Below are 15,332 nucleotides of genomic sequence, written 5' to 3' on the forward strand. Positions count from 1 at the left end.
TGGGAAATAGGGGATAGACCACAGTTTTAAATCGAGATCAATCTGATGAACCATAAACTGACCGTCATCTACTGGAAAAGCGAACACTTTTGGTTGGGTAAACTACTTGAACACCCGGAAATTATGACGCAAGGTGAAACACTCGAAGAGCTTGAAGAAAATCTTCTCGATGCCTATCGAGCTATGATTTTGGATGATGTGCCGGAGGATCATGGAATTAAAGAATTAACCTATGAAGCGTAATGAGCTGATCCGTGCGTTATTAGCGGCGGGTTGTGTTCTACATCGGCACGGCGGGCGCCACGATATTTACCTCAATCCAGCAACCGGCCAAAAACAATCCGTACCCAGACACGCCGATATTGACGAACACTTGGCAAGTCATATTAAGAAACACTTAGGCGTCTTGTAGCCGCGTTGGTGAGGTTGCGGTCTATTGCACAAAATCCCCCCCAGCCCCCCTTTTTCAAAGGGGGGGCTGAACGGTTACTTTCTATCCAAAGAATTGTGGATTATTAACATGGATTTTGTATTGACCGACCATGCACGAAAGGCGGATTTTAAAACGTCAAATTAACCTGGAATGGATTAAAGACGCTTTAGAATATCCGGCAAGGATAGAATCTGATCTTGATGATGGAAACGTGGTGCATGTTCTGCGGCCTATTGCTGAACGAGGTTTTCGTGTCTTGCGTGTCATCTACAACGAAACCGCTAATCCCCATGTGGTTGTGACTGCCTATTTTGATAATGAGGTGAAGGATCTATGAAAATTGAATTTGATCCCCAAGCAGATGCCGCTTATCTTGAATTGATTGAAGGCCATGTAGAGCGATCCGAACCGATACAAGCAGGGATTATTGCTGACTTTGACGAACAAGGACGCCTGATGGGGATCGAAATTCTGCATATCAGCAAACGCGCAACGCTTGAGCCTGTAAAAAAAGCTGCGTAGCTTCGTAGGTTGTGAAGTCTCTTTTTGGCAACTAAATCCCCCCGACCCCCTTTTTCAAAGAAGGGAACAGAGAACGAGAGTAGATGAACTGTGCTGGGAGACTGGGGTGATTTTTTATGGAGGTGCGATACGGCGTATACTGTTCACATTGAGTGGAAGAGAGAATGACGATGGCAACAACTTATGAAGAGATTTTAGAATTGTTCCGCGAGACGGATCGGAAGTTTCAGGACACGAACCGAGGTATTAAGGAATTGCTGGACGCGCAAAAGGAGACGGATCGGAAGTTTCAGGAAACGGATCGGTTGCTCAAAGAACGATTCCAGGAGACGGATCGGAAGTTTCAGGAAACGGATCGGTTGCTCAAAGAACGATTCCAGGAGACCGACCAAAAGTTTCAAGAGACCGAGCGATTGTTGAAAGAGCAATCCCAAGCCACTAAAGCCCTTGAAGCGCTGTTCACCAGTCAATGGGGCCGGCTGATGGAATCGCTGGTCGAGGGGGATCTGGTGAACCTGCTGGTGGCCCGAGGGATTGCCATCACCGACACTACCAGCCGCATCAAGGGCCGCCACCCGGTCGGCGGAAACTATGAGTTCGACATTATTGCCCATAATGGCGATGAGATCGTAGTGGTGGAAGTCAAAACGACGTTGCGCCCGGACGATGTGAAAACCTTCCTGAGCAAACTGGATCATCTCAAGGAATGGCTACCCCGGTATGCCCACAACCGGATTTATGGCGCGATGGCGTGGCTCACGGCGGACGCCAGCGTCGAGGCGATGGCGATCAAGCGCGGACTGTTCAGCATCCGGGCCACGGGCGATTCCGCCACGATTCAGAATGATTCGGCCTTTACTCCACGAGCGTGGTAGCCGAATAGAATAGCCCTATACAAGGCTATTGAATTTAAAAGTATGGGTAAAAATGGTTCTTCGAGGGTTCTTGTGAAATTCGGCTCATCTGTAGAGGACCGCTATAGCAACTTTTCCCATGCCCTTGCAAGTGTTTCTCTTACATGTTCTTCTATATTCTCACCATGTGCGATAATCACTCTTTTCGCGTCCCAACTAAGAATTTTTTTTAAGGCGATCTTTACTGCCGCCTTATTTCCCCAGCCCATTTGATATTCAGGCGCAGCCTTTGGATTGTTCCACATTCTAAAGATTACTTTCCACCAGAACTGCAGCAATAAACCCGCTTTGTGTCTATAATCGTCTCCGATATTTTCAAGTAAATCAACGAGAATAAGCGTCTGGGATGGCTTATGGAAAAAAGCCACTTCCCACATGTACTTCGTTCCATGCACCATGACTTGGTCAACAGTATCTTCCCATCTATGGTCTGGCTTATTTCCGAGAATCCATTCAAACTTAATATCTGGCCGCTTTCTCTCTAATCCTGAGCATAAGAATGTTTCTGCAGTGGGATAATTCTCTTGGAAGTCTTTAACGAATAAATGATGATAATAACCAGGCGCGATTATGTACTTTACGACCCCAATTTTATCAATTTGTCTTTTAACTGAATTGGAGATTTTACAAGGATCGTGAATCATTAATTCTCCGTTTTCCAACCTCAGAATTGTAGTGCGCCCAAATAAATCCATTCCTCCAAATCGGACTGGATATTCAAGTAACCATATTTGATTCTTTACATATTCAGTTAAATGATCCATTGATTTGTTCTCAGAATTGTGCGAATTGACTTCCAAACAAAAGATGACGAGACGTCGCCTGCCCAAGGACGATCGACAGCAGGGGCAACAACCTGTTCAGAAAATTCTGAAACGGTTGGCTCAATTTCAAATTCGACAGTACACTTCCGAGCAGCGGCATCGGTCATCCCCCGGATTCGGCTTGGGTTTGCTCCTTCGCCTTATCCGAAAATAATTCGGTGCCGCTACCCGACCGTACCCCTTCAAAAACTGTCTGAACTTATTGTTTCCATAAGCTAAGGATTAGAATTATGCATATTCCTGAACAGAGCGAAGACACCGTGCTGGGCAAGATCGCCCGTGGGTCCTCCGCTAAACGGGCCTCTACCCTGATGAATTATGGCAATGTGATCGCTATTTTGATTCCATTTCCGCTGCTGATTTTCTGGTTTGGCGCATCGATGCTGGTCTACGCCATGAATCGCCATCACCCGAATCCCAAGGTAGGCCACTATACTCAACAGGCAGCTTATCGATTTTACGGGATTACGGGATTTTTTATTGTCATTGCCACTTTTATCCCCGGTGGTGGGTGGTGGTGGCATTTGTTGGCCTGGATTGTGGCGGCGCTGATTCTGATTCCCTGGTCCATTCTCGATCTACGCCGGATTTACCGGGATGAATGGGTCGATATTCCTCTGGATGACCAAGGACATCCCCTGCTTGGCGCACTCATTTAGCAGACTTTTCTGTATGAATGGCCTGGTTTGTTCCCTGGAAGATATCGGATTACCGCCGTTTCTGCAGGAACTGGGCAGTGTAGTCATCGCGCTGCTTGATGAAAATGGCAACGTGCTGGCTGCTAACCGGAGCTTTCTGCGACTGGTGCCGCTGCTGGAAGCCTCTGGCCAGCCCTGGAATGTCCGTTCGCTGTTCGTCAACCCACGCTTGGAAGATGTACAGGCGCTGGTGCCATATCATGGCGGTGCGTTGTTGCTATACCGTGGCATTCTGAACGTCGCTCTTGAGGATCAGCCTTGCCGTTCTCTGCAAGGACATATTTATCGCTGGCAAGAGGGGCGGTTGCTGGTGGCGGCTGAATATGATGTGGAAGGCTTAGAGATGCTGGGCGCTACGGTGATGCAGCTTAACGAGGAACTGGCGGAGACCCAGCGTCAATTACTGCGAGCGAGCCGGGGACTGAAACGCAATGAGGCGACGATCCGGGAATTGATGCAGACTGATTCGCTGACCGGCGTCGGCAACCAGCAGCGACTGGATGAAGCGCTGACGGCTGAAGTCGAGCGCAGCCAGCGTTACCATCATTTATTGTGTCTTCTGATTACCGATATAGATCATTTCAAGGATGTCAACGATCATCACGGTCATGCCCTGGGCGATGAAGTGTTGAAACGCTTTGCGTTGTTATTGCGCGAGCATTGCCGGCAAAGCGACCTAGCGGCGCGTCTCTGCGGTGAGAAATTTGTCATTCTGTTGCCGGATATTTCCTTGGAGAACGCGGTCGCTTGCGCGGAGCGCATCCGCCAGCAGTTAGAGTCCCAACCGCTCGTGGGACAGATCGGGCGAGTGACCGCCAGTTTCGGCGTAGCGATGCTGGACCGGGATGAAGAGAGCAGCGATTTCATGCGGCGCGCCGATCAAGCTCTTTATCGCTCCAAAAAGGAAGGCCGCAACCGGGTCACGCAGTCGGTGGTCGCCGAGCAGAACGCAGTGCCGGATGTCGGCTGTTGTTAATTTATTCCCCCTCATTTAACAAAGGAAGGAGGTGAATGTTTACGCTCTATACACACACTGCTGGCGCAGGCCCGGATGTCGTGTTGGTGCATGGTTGGGGCATGCATTCTGGCGTCTGGGAGGATGTTGCCGAAAGCTTGGTGGATCACTACCGGGTCACAGTGCTGGACTTGCCGGGCCACGGTTACAGCCGGGGAGGCTCCGAAGTAGGTCACACCCTGGACGATTGGGCAAAAGCCGTGATTGCGGCAACGCCTGCGCGAGCGGCCTGGGTCGGTTGGTCGCTGGGAGGACTGATCGCCCAGCAGGTCGCCTTGACAGACCCGGCGCGGGTCCGCCAACTGGCGCTGGTCAACAGTACGCCCTGCTTTATCCAGCGCCCCGATTGGCCACAAGGCATCGCCCGGTCGGTTTTACAGCGCTTCGCTGAGGAGTTGCGCGAAGATTACCGGGTAGTGCTCAAGCGCTTCATCGCGTTGGAAGTTCACGGCAGCGACAAGGCCAGCGCCCAGTTGAGGCAACTCAAGGCCATGCTATTCCAACACGGCGAACCCGAGGTAGCGGCTCTGGAGGATGGATTGGCGATTCTGGAAACCAGCGATCTGCGCGCCAGCTTAGCAAAAATCGCTTGCCCAACCCTGCTCCTAATGGGACAGCGTGATCAACTGGTTCCGGCGAAAACCGGAGAGGCGATGCTGCAACAGTTGCCGGACGCTCGGTTGCGGGTATTCCCCCGGGCTGGACACGCGCCATTCTTCGCGCACCTGCCGGAATTTATTACTGAACTACGGGCGTTTCTCGATGCATGACGACCGTGAAGGCTTGCTGTTTGCGCCCGACCGAAATCAGTTAAGGCGCGCTTTTGAGCGGGCGGCGGCGGATTACGACGAAGCGGCGTTTCTGCATCGTGAAGTGGGCGGGCGCTTGCTGGAGCGTCTGGACCTGATCAAACTGCAACCGCAGCTTATCCTCGACGTCGGATGTGGAACCGGCGTTATCACCTTGGCTCTGATGAAGAAATACCGTAGGGCGCGAGTAATCGGTTTGGAGCGGGCGCCAGCTATGTTGGCGAAAGCCTGTAAACGGAAGCCCTGGTTCCGCACCCTGTACGGTTTGACCGGCGAACCCGAAGCGTTGCCGTTGGCCAATGCCAGTTGCGATCTGATCTTTTCCAATCTGGCGCTGCCCTGGGTGACTGAACTGGATCAGGCGCTGGCGGAATTTCGCCGGGTGCTGAAACCCGGTGGAGCGCTGTTGTTCAGCACTCTTGGCCCGGATACCCTGGTCGAACTCCGCCGCAGTTGGGTTGCCGCCAGCGATGGTTACAACCATGTTAACGCCTTCTTCGACATGCATGACATTGGCGATGCCTTGTTGCGGGCGCGGTTGGCGGAACCGGTGATGGATGTCGAGCGGCTCACTCTAACCTATTCCGAGATGGACGGTTTAGCGCGCGATCTCAAAGCCTTGGGCGCGCGCAATGTAACGCGGGGGCGCCCTACGGGTCTGATGAGCCGGAAACGGTGGCAAGCAGTGCGGGAAGCCTATGAGCAGCACCGCCGTTCGGATGGATTGCTGCCGGTCAGCTGCGAAGTCGTTTATGGCCACGCCTGGGGGCCGACTTTGAGCGCGTCCCGTCCCTGGGATCAAGGTCCAGCGGTCTTTCCCTTGTCACAATTGCGCCGGCGCAATTCATGAACTTCTACTGGCTAAACAGCTATATTCGCTAACATAACGAGAATATACTCAACGGAACACACGCGCCTGTTTACGAGGAGAAGTTGATGAATGCTGAAGCGTTACGATCAATCCAGGGTCCGCTGAAAGAACGTTACCGCGAGGCTCCCGATGCCGCGTTGATCAGGCTGCGCGCCCAAGGTCGTCTCGGTGAAGGGGTTGTCTGCAAGGTTGAGACGGGCAAGGCGCCAGTGGTGGCTGGATTGCATCCTGCCACTGGCGGCGATGGCCTCAGCGCCTGTTCAGGCAATATGTTGCTGGAAGCGCTCGTCGCTTGCGCCGGAGTGACGTTGAACGCCGTAGCCACTGCACTGGAGATCAAACTGCGCGACGCAATGCTTGAGGCGGAAGGCGACCTCGACTTCCGAGGCACCCTGGGTCTGTCCAAGGAAACGCCCGTCGGTTTTAAAAATATCCGGTTACAGATCACTCTCGACACCGATGCTTCCGAAGAACAATTGAACACCCTGCTGCGCCTGACCGAGCGGTACTGTGTGGTGTACCAAACGCTGGCTCACTCACCCGCCTTGTCAGTGACTTGCCAGCGCGACATAGCTTGATTTACAGTCTTTAAGGATTGATCTTGACGCCGCGACGCGCCAATTCTTGTACAATCGCTGTTGCATGAGGATGGCCAGCATTGGCCAGACGCCGAGTACCCGCTGCCAGCGCGTCGAGTTGCTGACGCATCTTCTGGGCAGTCTGGACGGTTTGCTCCTGGTTCGCGTACAGGGTTTGCAGGTTACTGCGCTCACGCAGCAACTGCACGGACTGAAAGCCGGTCCATAATAGCCAAGCGGTCATAAAGAGGGCCAATGGTAAAAACAGAGTGCGTTCTGGCCGGGGTCGTTGTGGCGCGTCTTTCATGACTTGTCCTTTTTGTTTGCAGCTTCGGTAGACTCAGTGGACTGGGTGGACTCAGTGGATTCGACAGGCTTGTCGGGGGCTGGCGCCGGTGACGCTACATTCACTGTAATACCTTGCGCAGCCAGTAATGCCCGCAACTGGACATCGTTATGCCGAACGGATAAATCCGCCAGGGTGCGCAGCAGCGGTTGATAAATGTTCTCAAATTGCAGGCTTTGCTGAATGTAGAGATTGCGGTTCGCTATATCGGCTTGCAAATTGCGGTTACGGTCGTACAACAGGATGTTGACCAGCACCAGCACCAGGGAAACACCGGCCAGCGCAGTCAGCATCCAATAACGGAATCGATGATCCATTTAGAAGTTCTCGCTTAATTGATAGACGAAAAAACGGCTCCACCCCGACATCGAGGTGGAGCGGTTATCAGGCGCGCCTGATCGTTGTCGAGCTTAATTCACGCGCCGCAGGCGCAGACGACCATAAAGGCCCGCCAGCCCGAACAGCATCAGCAACAACATCGGCGGTTCGTCGACCGAGGTAGCATCACGATCCTGGATCAGACCCCGGAAGTTGAGATTGATGTCGAATTGTTGCTGGAAGCCGCTGGCGTTGAAGCCAAACGCGGTCAGGGTAATCGTCTCCTGGAAGCTGCCGAGGCCGAGATCCGCCGTGTTAAAGGCGAAGCTCAGGCCGCTGATCGTATCGCCGGCCACCAGATTGTCAAAGTCGCCAAACCCGCTCAGCGTGAACGGCGTACTGACGCCCGTCAGGTCATAGCTGCCGCGCAGCAGATCAGCCGGACCGGCAACAGCGTTGCTGAAGCTGAGTCCGGTGTTGACAGAGCCAAAGTCGTTAAACAGCGAACCCAAGTCGATCGTGAAATCGAGTCCGGACATGCTCAAAGCGCCCAGGCCCGAATTCAACGCGAAGAGGGGATTCGCGTAGTTGTTAACCGTCCCGAGTAAACTGACCGAGACATCGTCGAACACCAGGTCGGCGAGATCAGGGTTCTGCGAGGCCAGTTTGACCGTTGCGTTGCCATTAAAGACGCCAGCGTTGCTGGTATCCAGACCCGCTACCAGCGAGGCGCTATCCGATTGCTGCGCACCCAGGCCGGCGAAACTGCCGCTGGCGGAGAATGGGCCGCTGGCATCCAGGAGGCTGGCCGCCAGGGTATCGTTGAGTCCGGTCAAATCGGCGTTGTTCAAGACCTGGAGCGCCTGCTCGGCGAAATCGCCCACATGGACGATGCCAAAGTCGATGATGTTGGTCGCCACGACGGGGTCTGCCGAGGTATAGACCCGTCCAGTGAGCGCGACATCGCCACTACCGACGGACAGGTCCGCGGCGCCGGTCGTGCCTGCGCCGGTGGAGACGAAAGCAACCGTGGCGTTGTCGTTGAAGCTGCCGGCGGTGCTGGTGTCGAGGGCCACTTGCAGGCTGGCCGCATCACTGCCGCCCGCCGCGAGATTGTTGATTGCGCCACTGGTTGAGAACGGGCCGGTAGTTCCGCCAATCGTGGCGTCCAGTCCCTCGGTAAAGGCGTCGGGCGAGACATTAGCGACCCCGACGTTGGCTGTTGGCGCGGCATCGCCGACACGGGCGGCCAGGATGATCGTCGGCGTGTCGATTTCCGGGTTGGCCAGGCGATAGACCGCCCCAGTGACTTGCACATTTTGTGACGCCAGCGTCATTTCACAGTTGGGCGCGCAATTGCCGATGTTGCTGGCGTCGGACACCAAGTTGAGCGTCGCCGTGCCATTGACCGCGCCAGCTGTCGCCGTATTCAGGCCGACTTGCAAGCTGCTCGCATTGGTCTGACCGGGATCAAGCAAGTTGAACCCGCCACTGGCGGTGATCGGGGCGTTGCCGCTGATGGTGGCGTTGAGCGCCGCCTGATCGTTTCCGGTCGCCTGGTTGGTGACGCTGACGAACGCGGTGGGAGAGGTTGCGCCTTGACGCACGTTGCCAAGATTAATCGGCTGCACGGTGTTGATCACCGGATTGGCGGCGTCAATCACCGTAGCGGTGGCTTCAATCAGACCATTGACGCCAAAGTTTTGCGAGCCGACCGCGAGTTCGCCAAGGCCGTTACTGACGCCGTTCACCGTGCCGGCGCTGAAGTAATTGACGGCGATGGCGCCGTTGATGGTTCCGGCGCTGGCGGTATTGACGCTGACCATCATGCTGCTGGCGTCGGTGCCGCCAGCAGCCAGGCCGGTGATGCTGCCGCTGCCGCTGATCTGGCCTGCGCCCTGGCCGCTGGTTCCGCCAAAGCGGGCATTGAGGTCTTCGACGAAGCCCACCGGGCCGGTGGCGATGTTGCTGATCGACAGCGCCTGGTTCACGGTCTGGCCGACTTGCACCGTGCCGAAGTTGTAGCTGGCGACATTCAGATTGCCTTCGGCGACCTGAAAGACGTTGCCTGACACTGCGATTGTCTGACTGCCGACATCCAACGTTCCCAAGCCGCTCGTGCCGGTTCCGTCTGTTTGGTAATTCAGGGTGACGGTTCCGGTTCGGGCGCCCGCCGCCGAGGTATCGACGCCGACTGTTAATGACGTGCTGTCGCTGCCGCCGCCCGCCAGCAGATCGATGCTCCCACCGTTATTAACAACGTAGAAAACCACGCCCTTAGGGCGTGGTCAGAGATCAACGGCTTTGCCAGTTGATCGACTCATGGGGTACTACTACGGTTTGTTGTCCCCACAACAGATCGAGAGGAGTACTGACCATGAGTCGATTCAGAAAGTTATCACATACGATCTGGCACTGCCAGTATCATATTGTTTGGGTTCCGAAATACCGGTATCGAGTCCTCACAGGGCACATTGCAGAAGAGGTATCGCGATGTATTCACGCCTTTTCGGACTATCAAAAAGTGGAAATTGTTGAATTAAATATCCAGGTGGATCATGTTCATCTGTTGGTGATGATTCCGCCGAAGTTGTCGATTTCTAACTTTGTGGGAACGCTGAAGGGGCGGACGGCCATTCGGGTCTTCAATCGGTTTTGCGAACTGAAAAGGAGACCCTATTGGGGCAACCACTTTTGGGCGCGCGGCTACTGTGTGGATACGATAGGACTGGATGTCGAGAAGATTCGCAAGTATGTGCGGTATCAAGAGCGTAAGGAAAGAGACGCCGAACAGCGCGGTTTCGATTTCTAAAGTGAGAACCCATCCTGTGGGGACGACGCCCTTGCCTCCTCAGGGGGCAAGGCAGACTATCCCCTTTTAGGGGTTAACCAAAACCACCCGCTTTGCGGGTGGTTTCTTTACTGACAGCATCGCCGCTATTGGCGCCGAAGCTGGCGTTAAGTCCCTCGGTGAACGCGCCGGTCGGTGCGGTGTTAGCGACAGTGAGCGTCTGACTCTCCGCGCCGCCGACCCGCTGGTTGGCGATCACGACCGGATCGGGACTTGCGCTGCCCTCGGCCATGTTGAAGCCGGTGGCGGTTAGCGCAATGCTTTGCGTGTTGCTGTTGATCGCGGTGAACGAGGCGTCGGTCTGCGTGCCGTCGGTGGTGTACTGAATGTCCAGAGAGCCGGTATTCACCCCGGCCTGACCATTGCTGACGGAGGCGCTCAGGGCATTGGCCTGGGTCGTTCCGCCGTTGATCAGGCCCGCGCCGAGGTTATTGCTGGCGGCGAAGTTGCCGGTAGTGGTGGCGGTACCGATGCCGAGCTGTTCCGCGCCGGAGCCGCTGGTGGTGTTTTCAACGGCGAAGTCCTGAGAAACGCCATCCTGACCTACCCGGAAATTGCCCAGATTGACCGGGCCGGGCGCGGGCGTGGCGTTGCCTTGGGCGAGTGCGGTGGCCATGCCGGTGATTTCGATGGTCTGCCCGGCGACGTTGTCGAAGTTGCTGACCACGCCGATGGTTTGGCCGTTCAGAGAGCCGCCGCTGGTGGCGGTGAAGGTTACGGACAAGTTGCCGCTGTCTGTCCCGGCTTCAACAGGGCCGAAATTCTGGGCCGTGACGCCGCTGCCGGAGAGTCTTGCGTCGGTGATGTTCCCTGTTCCCGCCGCCGTCTGCACGGCACCGCGAATGTCTGCGCCAGTTCCGGTATTGGCGATCTGGTAGTCGACGGTGGTGGAGGTTTCACCGCGAACATTGCCGAGATCGAGGGTGACAGTGTTCGACCCGGATGGCGTCACCGCGCCGGTGATGGTCAGGTCGGCGTTCTCGCCGATGATCTGGCCAGTTCCGGTCACGTTGGCGCGGGCGTCAAAGCTGTTGCCGGTCCCGCTATTGGCGTTGGTGTAGTCCTTGAAAACGACGAAGTCATTGTTCCCCAGGTTCAGGCTGTCGGGGGCTGTGCCCTGATGGTTCAGGAAATCGGCGCTACTGGATTGAGTGGCGGCGCTGAGGTCTAACGCGCCATCGGGTTGGATCGTCACCGTGCCGCTGCCGCCCTGAATGCCGCCGGTCATGGCGAGCGTGCCGCCGGTGGCTTCGATCAGTCCGCTGTTGACCGGGCGCGGGGTGACCGTGCCGTGGCCGGTGAGTACACCGGTGTCGGTATTGGTGAGGCTGTTGGCGTCCAGCGTGCCGCCACCGAGTTGGATGACCCCGGCGTTGGTCAGGTCGTTGCTGGTGGTATAGTCGCGGTTATCGACGATGCGCAGTACGCCGGTGGCCTGATTCGTGGTCAGGCTGTCTTCGAGGGTGGTGAGTTGCGTGGTCGAGGTGCCGGGCCGCACGCCAATCACGGAACCCGCGCCGCTTAAGACGATTTCGGCGGCGTTGTCGGTGATGGCGTCGCCGCGCAGGGCGATGGTTGCGCCGTTGCCGGTGGAGACCGCTTCCCAGCGCCCGTCGGTGAGGACGCCCGCCTGATTGTTGCTCTGGGTTACGGAGGAGCCAAATTCGATGGCGGAGTTGTCGGTGGCGCGCACTGTGCCGGTGCTGGTGAAGACGCCGCCCCCAGTGATATTGAGGGTGTCGCCACCGTGAGCCAGGATCGTACCTTGGTTTTCCAGGGTGACGTTGCTGTAGTACAGCCTCAGCTCATGAGTCTCGCCATCACCGGCGCCGCGAATCGTGTGATCCGTGTCGTTGACCAGCGTGACCGCGTTCGCAGCGTCCAGGGTGCCGTTGCCACTGCGATTAATAAGATACGCATTGCCCCCGATCACCAGCGCGCCCGTACCCGACAGGGTCGCCGTCTCACCGTTATCGACATGCAGGTAGCCCGTGCCCGTGCCGGAACCCAGCGTGAGCGTCCCGTCGTTGGTGAGCGTACCGGCCACTGTCAGGCCTCGGCTATTTTGCACCGCAATCTGCCCTTGGTTGGTCACATCTTCCAAGCGCGCCGAATTGGTGAAGGAACCGCTCGTGATCTGGATCACGCCGGTACCCGCTGTGTCCAGGACGCCATTCGCGATTCGGGTGTTGCTGGCTATTCCTACCGTTGATCCGTCTTGCGCCTGGATCAACCCCCCCGTGTTGTCGATGAAGCCGCCACTCAGATTCAGCGTGTCGCCATTGTTCGCCAGAATCGTCCCTTGGTTGTCCAGGGTGACGTTGCTGTTCATCGTCAACGTACTGGCGCCGCCATCACCGGCGCCGCGAATCGTGTGATCCGTGTCGTTGACCAGCGTGATCGCGTTCGCCGTGTCCTGGGTGCTGTTGCCACTGCGATTGCTGAGTAGGCTGTTACCGGCAATCACCAGCGCGCCGGTACCTGACAGGGTCGCTGTCTCACCGTTATCGACATGCAGGTAGGAGGTGCTGCTCGACTGCGGATTGAGCGTGATCGTGCCGTCATTGGTGATCGTCCCAGCCACCGTCAGGCCACGTGCGCTCTGCACCTCGATCTGCCCTTGGTTGGTCACATCCTCCAGCCGCGCTGAACTGGTGTAGAAACCGCTCGTGACCTCGATCACGCCGGTGCCTGCTGTGTTCAGGGTGCCGCCGAGAATGGATGCATTGCTTCCAAGCCCTACCTGACCGCCGGTCTCCGCCTGAATTAGACCGCCGGTGTTATCGATAGCCGTACCGCTAAACGTCAGCGTGGAGTCCTGGGCTGCCCGTATCTGCCCAGCGGTATTGTCGATGAAGCCGCCACTCAGATTCAGCGTGTCGCCATTGTTCGCCAGAATCGTCCCTTGGTTGTCCAGGGTGACGTTGCTGTTCATCGTCAACGTACTGGCGCCGCCATCACCGGCGCCGCGAATCGTGTGATCCGTGTCGTTGACCAGCGTGATCGCGTTCGCCGTGTCCTGGGTGCTGTTGCCACTGCGATTGCTGAGTAGGCTGTTACCGGCAATCACCAGCGCGCCGGTACCCGACAGGGTCGCCGTCTCACCGTTATCGACATGCAGGTAGGAGGTGCTGCTCGACTGCGGATTGAGCGTGATCATCCCGTCATTGGTGATCGTCCCAGCCACCGTCAGGCCGCGTCCGTTCTGCACCTCGATCCGCCCCTGGTTGGTCACATCCTCCAACCGCGCTGAAGAGGTGTATGCGCCGCTCGTAACCTCGATCACGCCGGTACCATCAGTGTCCAGGACGCCATTCGCGATTCGGGTGTTGCTGGCTATTCCTACCGTTGATCCGTCTTGCGCCTGGATCAACCCCCCCGTGTTGTCGATGAAGCCGCCACTCAGATTCAGCGTGTCGCCATTGTTCGCCAGAATCGTCCCTTGGTTGTCCAGGGTGACGTTGCTGTTCATCGTCAACGTACTGGCGCCGCCATCACCGGCGCCGCGAATCGTGTGATCCGTGTCGTTGACCAGCGTGATCGCGTTCGCCGTGTCCTGGGTGCTGTTGCCACTGCGATTGCTGAGTAGGCTGTTACCGGCAATCACCAGCGCGCCGGTACCTGACAGGGTCGCCGTCTCACCGTTATCGACATGCAGGTAGGAGGTGCTGCTCGACTGCGGATTGAGCGTGATCGTGCCGTCATTGGTGATCGTCCCAGCCACCGTCAGGCCGCGTCCGTTCTGCACCTCGATCCGCCCCTGGTTGGTCACATCCTCCAACCGCGCTGAAGAGGTGTATGCGCCGCTCGTAACCTCGATCACGCCGGTGCCTGCCGTGTCCAGGACGCCATCATTGATACTTACATTGCTATTCAGTTGGACCTTGGATGCATCCAGCGCCTGAATCACCCCGCCAGTGTTGTCCAAGGTCGTCGAATTGATGATCAGCGTACCGCTATTGCTTGCTTGCAGCGTGCCGCTGTTGCTGCGGGTCGGGGCGGTGCTCGACAGGCTGATTGTCAACGGGACCGATTGATTAGCGTCGATCAAGCCCTGATTGTTCAAGCCCACTTGCGTGATTGATCCCGAGCCTTGGATCGTATGGCCAGCGGCATTGGTCAAGACGCTGAGGCTCGAGGAACCAGTAATCCGGTTTTGCGCCTGATTACTCAAGTTAACCACACCCGTCCCGGAAAACGTGATGTTCCCGATCCGTAATGTGGTCGTGCTGCCCGCTGAACTCAGCGACAGCGTACCGTTATTCAGCAGGCTGGCGCCGTTGATCGTGAGTTGCCGGCCATTGTTGATATCCACCTGATCACCGGCATCGATGGTCAACGTATTGGCATTCGCCGTCACATTGACATTAACCAGTGAAGCCGTCCCGGTCTTTCCGCCATCGACCTGGACATTGGTGGTCGAATTTGGAACCGTACCGGTATCCCACTGGCCCGTATTGTTCCAATTTCCGGTCCCACCCTGCCAGGTTGCGGTTTGCGCCCAGGTCAGCGCGCCCGGCGTCGCCAGCGCAACCAGCGCCGCCAATCGCGGCAGGTTACGGCGCAGACTGACCGAATGACACATCGTATTTCTCAGATGCTTTATAACTTTTTGTATGCGCACCGCTAATGGAAAGAATTTACGTCCTATCAAGAAATAGCCGATCCGTCTAACGTGCCGTGACTCACGCCGCGCTTGGCAAGGGGCCTGATAGGCGGTCAGTGGATATGGTTTTTTCTTTAGCATTATGAATCCCCTAATAAAAAATATTTTCCAAAATGCAGCGCTCTTATCTGTTTCTTGTTGCTGGTCGCTTCAAGAATAAACGCGCTAAAATTACCGATTTATCTTTGAGCAAAAAACAAACCAATAACGCAACTTATTAAAATTAATAATAAAAAAATATATTCAGCCATCTGGATTGTAAAGAAAGTCGACATCCAAATAACTCGCTGAGAAACCCATATAAATAAATAATAATCTGTTTTCAATAACTTAAAAAAATATATGCTTAAAATTTAACTGTAAAATTTCAAAACAGACAACCTTTAATTGTAAAAAATCCTGACAATTTTGTCGAAAAACCGATTAATACTGTAAAGAATGGACGAATCTGATAGCGATTTTGCCCTTGACATAGTGCATACCGTAC

At 55.8% G+C, this 15,332-nt stretch carries 16 protein-coding genes; 11 read left to right on the forward strand and 5 right to left on the reverse strand.

The annotated features are described in order from the left end of the window. The first annotated feature begins 45 nt into the window (after positions 1-45). From H6973_12915 to H6973_12935, 5 genes are all read left to right on the forward strand, one after another. Positions 46-243, forward strand: coding sequence for a type II toxin-antitoxin system HicB family antitoxin (locus H6973_12915; protein MCP5126489.1), 198 nt, complete (start codon positions 46-48; stop codon positions 241-243). Next, complete coding sequence (locus H6973_12920) at positions 233-412, forward strand: type II toxin-antitoxin system HicA family toxin (GenBank protein MCP5126490.1); 180 nt, start codon at positions 233-235, stop codon at positions 410-412. Before H6973_12915 ends, H6973_12920 begins: the two co-directional genes overlap by 11 nt. A gap of 130 nt (positions 413-542) precedes the next feature. Next, positions 543-770: a DUF4258 domain-containing protein gene (locus tag H6973_12925; GenBank protein MCP5126491.1), complete on the forward strand. Its 228-nt coding sequence runs from the start codon at positions 543-545 to the stop codon at positions 768-770. Then, positions 767-955, forward strand: a complete 189-nt coding sequence (locus H6973_12930) for a DUF2283 domain-containing protein (protein MCP5126492.1) — start codon at positions 767-769, stop codon at positions 953-955. The genes H6973_12925 and H6973_12930 overlap by 4 nt, the downstream gene beginning before the upstream one ends. 305 nt (positions 956-1,260) lie before the next feature. Then, positions 1,261-1,830, forward strand: coding sequence for a hypothetical protein (locus tag H6973_12935; protein MCP5126493.1), 570 nt, complete (start codon positions 1,261-1,263; stop codon positions 1,828-1,830). Between the two features lie 101 nt (positions 1,831-1,931). On the opposite strand, the gene H6973_12940 is transcribed toward H6973_12935, so the two are convergent. After that, positions 1,932-2,633, reverse strand: a complete 702-nt coding sequence (locus tag H6973_12940) for a DUF4336 domain-containing protein (protein ID MCP5126494.1) — start codon at positions 2,631-2,633, stop codon at positions 1,932-1,934. A 290-nt stretch (positions 2,634-2,923) separates the two neighbouring features. Between H6973_12940 and H6973_12945 the strand changes: the two genes are divergently transcribed. The 5 genes from H6973_12945 to H6973_12965 all read left to right on the forward strand — a co-directional run bounded on the left by H6973_12945 (position 2,924) and on the right by H6973_12965 (position 6,664). Beyond that, a complete protein-coding gene (locus H6973_12945) occupies positions 2,924-3,352 on the forward strand; it encodes a hypothetical protein (protein ID MCP5126495.1) in 429 nt (142 codons plus the stop codon). A gap of 13 nt (positions 3,353-3,365) precedes the next feature. After that, positions 3,366-4,367: a GGDEF domain-containing protein gene (locus tag H6973_12950; GenBank protein ID MCP5126496.1), complete on the forward strand. Its 1,002-nt coding sequence runs from the start codon at positions 3,366-3,368 to the stop codon at positions 4,365-4,367. A 35-nt stretch (positions 4,368-4,402) separates the two neighbouring features. Next, the gene (gene bioH, locus H6973_12955) at positions 4,403-5,176 is read left to right on the forward strand and encodes a pimeloyl-ACP methyl ester esterase BioH (GenBank protein ID MCP5126497.1); all 774 of its coding nucleotides are present in this window, start codon (positions 4,403-4,405) and stop codon (positions 5,174-5,176) included. Continuing rightward, entirely contained in the window at positions 5,169-6,065 is an 897-nt protein-coding gene (gene bioC, locus H6973_12960) for a malonyl-ACP O-methyltransferase BioC (GenBank protein MCP5126498.1), read from the forward strand. Before bioH ends, bioC begins: the two co-directional genes overlap by 8 nt. An 86-nt stretch (positions 6,066-6,151) precedes the next feature. Then, positions 6,152-6,664, forward strand: coding sequence for an OsmC family protein (locus H6973_12965; GenBank protein ID MCP5126499.1), 513 nt, complete (start codon positions 6,152-6,154; stop codon positions 6,662-6,664). 10 nt (positions 6,665-6,674) lie between these two features. On the opposite strand, the gene H6973_12970 is transcribed toward H6973_12965, so the two are convergent. The 3 genes from H6973_12970 to H6973_12980 all read right to left on the reverse strand — a co-directional run bounded on the left by H6973_12970 (position 6,675) and on the right by H6973_12980 (position 9,601). Next, on the reverse strand, positions 6,675-6,971 hold the full coding sequence (locus tag H6973_12970) for a hypothetical protein (GenBank protein MCP5126500.1): 297 nt from the start codon (positions 6,969-6,971) through the stop codon (positions 6,675-6,677). Next, positions 6,968-7,327 (reverse strand): hypothetical protein, encoded by a 360-nt coding sequence (locus H6973_12975; GenBank protein MCP5126501.1) that lies wholly within the window; start codon positions 7,325-7,327, stop codon positions 6,968-6,970. The genes H6973_12970 and H6973_12975 overlap by 4 nt, the downstream gene beginning before the upstream one ends. A gap of 93 nt (positions 7,328-7,420) precedes the next feature. After that, the gene (locus H6973_12980) at positions 7,421-9,601 is read right to left on the reverse strand and encodes a choice-of-anchor D domain-containing protein (protein ID MCP5126502.1); all 2,181 of its coding nucleotides are present in this window, start codon (positions 9,599-9,601) and stop codon (positions 7,421-7,423) included. Positions 9,602-9,705: 104 nt separating this feature from the next. Here H6973_12980 and tnpA point away from each other — a divergent pair, with 104 nt between their 5' ends. After that, positions 9,706-10,140, forward strand: coding sequence for an IS200/IS605 family transposase (gene tnpA / locus H6973_12985; GenBank protein ID MCP5126503.1), 435 nt, complete (start codon positions 9,706-9,708; stop codon positions 10,138-10,140). Between the two features lie 73 nt (positions 10,141-10,213). Here tnpA and H6973_12990 read toward each other — a convergent pair whose 3' ends face one another. After that, a complete protein-coding gene (locus H6973_12990) occupies positions 10,214-14,764 on the reverse strand; it encodes a choice-of-anchor D domain-containing protein (protein ID MCP5126504.1) in 4,551 nt (1,516 codons plus the stop codon). Positions 14,765-15,332: the final 568 nt, after the last annotated feature.

The sequence above is a fragment of the Gammaproteobacteria bacterium genome, from assembly GCA_024235095.1.
Lineage (GTDB): Bacteria > Pseudomonadota > Gammaproteobacteria > Competibacterales > Competibacteraceae > UBA2383.